Raw genomic sequence first — 3,692 nt, forward strand, 5'->3', positions numbered from 1 at the left:
AGAAAACACCATGGCAAGTGCAGTGTGCCCACCCAACTCCTCAGAGAGCCGGGGGACTATAGAACATAAAAACGGACATTACCGGACCATTGATATGGTACTCACCCATCAAGCTATAATGCAGCACGGTGTTAACACTGACAACTCTAACGATAAAAGCAGGTAAGCGAATGTCTTTTAAGGAATACGCCGATTACGACGCACTGGGCCTGGCCAAACTGGTTGCCGATGGCCAGGTAACCCCCAGCGAATTGCTGGACGAAGCCATTCGGCGCCGCGACGCGGTAAACCCAGAGATTAACGCGGTCGTACATCCGATGGACGAGGTGGCCAGACAGACCATCGCCAATCCGCTACCCAAAGGCCCGTTCACTGGCGTGCCTTTTCTACTGAAAGATTTCTGCGCCGCCTATGCCGGCGTCCCCCTGACCAACGGCAGCCGCGCCTTCAAAGAGTATGTGCCGGACTACGACTGCGAACTCGTCAAGCGTTTCAAGGCCAGCGGAGTAGTCACCTTTGGCAAAACCAACACCCCTGAATTTGCGATTGTTGGCGCCACAGAGCCGGCACTACACGGCACTTGCCGCAATCCCTGGAATCCGCAGCGCACCGTGGGCGGCTCCAGCGGTGGTTCAGGCGCAGCGGTTGCAGCTGGCATTGTGCCTATGGCCAGCGGCGGTGACGGCGGCGGTTCACTGCGCATTCCGGCAGCCTGCGGAGGGCTCGTGGGATTCAAAGCCTCGCGAGGCCGCGTGCCCCACGGCCCAATGCACGGCGATCCATGGTACGGCCAGGTACAGGACGGCGTTATCACCCGCAGTGTTCGCGATAGCGCCGCCATGCTCGATGCGATTCGAGGCACTGATCTCGGCGCGCCTTACGCCGAACCTCCTCTGACAGGCACGCTTCTCGATGCCTGCACCCGGGCACCGAAAAAATTGCGTATCGCCTTTTCTGACCAACCGCTGATGCGCGATGGCAAACTTCACCCGGATGCGATCAAGGGGCTGAACCAGACCGTTACGCTCTTGCAGGAACTCGGCCATGAGGTCACGCAAGCTCACCCCCCCTTTTCCGTAGGGGCACTGACGGAAGGCTACCTACTGCGTATCGCTACGTCGGTCGGGGGGGAAATTCAGGCCACTGAGGATTTACTTGGCCGCAAACTGCGCTATAGCGAGCTGGAACCGGAAACCTGGATGCTGGCGCAGCTTGGACGCAGTTTTTCCGCTGCCCAGTTCGACATCGCCCATCGCCGCCTCTATACAGAAAGCCGGCGCTTTGAAGCCTTTATGCAAAGCTATGACATTTTTCTCACGCCCACACTCAGCGGGCCACCCGTGGAGCACGGTTATTTCAAATCACGCGGCCTCGAGAAATGGCTGGCGCCGCTGGCAAGTCGCGTCCCCTTGGGCAAGCTGAGCGCCAACGCCACCACGCTGCAGCGGCTGGCCGACCAGGCATTCGATTGGGTCAGCGCGACCATGGCCTTTAATATCACCGGCAATCCGTCCGTCTCGCTGCCACTGCACTGGAATGATGACAAGTTGCCCGTTGGCATGATGTTTACCGGACAATTCGGCCGCGACGACGTGCTGTTTCAACTGGCCGTACAGCTTGAACAGGCAAAACCCTGGTGGCATATGAGAGCCCCCTTGTTTACCGAATAAGATTCGCGCTTTTCGCGCGATCCGCTATTCTCGAAAGATAGACAACGCGACGGCACCCTAAACGCGATAGTCAGACAGGAGCAGTATGGGATTCCAACACCAATGGCAGGACGGCCAGGTTATAGAGTTGCAGACCGGAAAAATTGTCTGCGCCGGATTAAATTACGCGCTGCACGTGCAGGAAATGAACAGCACGCCTGCAGAGGATGAACCAGTACTGTTTATCAAACCCGGCACGGCATTGCAGAGCCTGCATCAGCCGCTGAACATTCCACAAACACGCGGCGCCGTGCACCATGAACTTGAAATTGCCGTGCTGATCAGCCGAAAACTGCAGGACTGCGACGAATCCGAGGCCCGGGGCGCTGTCAGCGGCATCGCGCTGGCACTGGATCTGACCCTGCGCGACCTGCAAAGTACGCTGAAAAAGACAGGCAGACCTTGGGAGAAATCCAAGGCTTTCGACGGTAGCTGTGCAATATCGCACTTTGTCCCGGTAAGCCAGTGCCCGCCATTAAACCGGATCGACATCGGCCTTGCTGTTAACGAACAAGCCCGCCAAACCGGAAACAGCAGCGATATGCTGTTCCCCATTCCCCGCCTGCTATGTGAAATCAGCCGTTACTTCACGCTGGAACCCGGCGACATCGTACTCACCGGCACACCGCAAGGGGTGGGGCCTCTCGTCAGCGGTGACCGCCTGTCCATGAGATTGGCAAACGTGCTTAGCCTTGAAACAACCGTAGCCTAGCGGGCTGGCTAATAAAACAAGAGTGGATGCGTTTTACTTTCATCCAGCAGCGCATCGAAATCAAAGCTGTCATCTTCCGGATAAAGCGTAAAAATACTTAGCCTGGGTTCTGAAGCAAACGCGTTAGGACCCAAAGCGCCAGCCATCGTCCCCACACTGAAAAAGCGCTTCAGTGTGCCATCAATCGGAATTTGCACTTTGAAACTGGCCATAGGCTCCGTGCGCGCCGCTCTTTGCTGCCAGTCTTCCGGCACACTCGGATACCGCTGCAAACGTTCCAACGTCGCCTTGGTTGTTTCATCATTGGTAAACAGTGCCGTTTGCTGTATCGACATCAATATCGCGGAAAGCGTGTCTTCCCAATCGCTGATGATATTACCGGCGCCTTGGCGGTCGAAAATGAAATCGTAAAGATTGCTAACGTTATTGAGTTCTTCGTCTTCTACCACATGAGAATAAAAGCTCACCCAGCCGCGATTCACCATTAGCAGGTTCGCCGCGCCATCCACCACAGACGTCGGATAGGGGTCCAGCGCGCGCAGGTTCATGATCATCGCCTTGCGCAGCCACTTAAGTTCAGGGGAGTTAAAATCGCGACCTTCGTTGGCCGGCGCAAATCCTGCCGCGAGCAGAAGATGATTCCGGTCGCGCGATCCCAGCGACAGCGCCTCGCCGATTTCCGTCACCATGGCTTCGCTGGGCCGGCTCGAACCATTTTCCAGTCGGCTGATATGACGCGGCGAGCTATCTAGCCGATAGGCTAGCTCTTCCTGGCTAACTTTATGCACACTACGCCAAAAGCGCAGAAAGCGGCTAAAGACACTGGAGATTTCGTTTTTTGACATTATTTGAGATGAGCGCGCTACAGAATGCGCCATTCTTGACGTGACGACGTCCGATTGCAAGCGCCGGGGCCAAGCGGCCCCGTCAGCCGAGGCTTATTTCGCCTTACCCGGCAATGTTCCCATCATTTTGCAAATTATGCTGAGCATCACCTCGTCGGCACCGCCGCCAATGGAGGTAATCCGCGTATCGCGGTAGGCGCGCGCCACCGGGTTATCCCACATAAAGCCCATGCCGCCCCAATATTGCAGACAAGCATCCGTCACTTCACGCTGCAGACGGCCCACTTTCAATTTCGCCATCGACGCCTTCATAGTGACATCTTCGCCATTGATATAGCCTTCTACAGCATCGTAGGTCAGGGCTCGCAGGGCAGTCACTTCGGTTAGCAGCTCGGCCAGACGGAAGTGCACCACCTGATTGTCGAG

4 protein-coding genes are annotated in these 3,692 nt (G+C 56.6%); 2 read left to right on the forward strand and 2 right to left on the reverse strand.

Translation table 11 applies throughout. The annotated features are described in order from the left end of the window. The first annotated feature begins 170 nt into the window (after window positions 1–170). On the forward strand, window positions 171–1,670 hold the full coding sequence (locus ABYP39_RS18005; protein WP_372783991.1) for an amidase: 1,500 nt from the start codon (window positions 171–173) through the stop codon (window positions 1,668–1,670). A gap of 85 nt (window positions 1,671–1,755) precedes the next feature. Beyond that, window positions 1,756–2,421 (forward strand): fumarylacetoacetate hydrolase family protein, encoded by a 666-nt coding sequence (locus ABYP39_RS18010; RefSeq protein WP_372748232.1) that lies wholly within the window; start codon window positions 1,756–1,758, stop codon window positions 2,419–2,421. Between the two features lie 8 nt (window positions 2,422–2,429). Here the strand turns inward: ABYP39_RS18010 and ABYP39_RS18015 are convergent, their stop codons facing one another. Beyond that, window positions 2,430–3,299 (reverse strand): helix-turn-helix domain-containing protein, encoded by an 870-nt coding sequence (locus ABYP39_RS18015; RefSeq protein WP_372783993.1) that lies wholly within the window; start codon window positions 3,297–3,299, stop codon window positions 2,430–2,432. Window positions 3,300–3,359: 60 nt separating this feature from the next. Beyond that, a partial coding sequence (locus tag ABYP39_RS18020) for an acyl-CoA dehydrogenase family protein (protein ID WP_372783995.1) occupies window positions 3,360–3,692 on the reverse strand: 333 nt, incomplete at its 5' end.

The organism is Litorivivens sp. (assembly GCF_041625495.1).
Classification (GTDB): domain Bacteria; phylum Pseudomonadota; class Gammaproteobacteria; order Pseudomonadales; family Spongiibacteraceae; genus Litorivivens.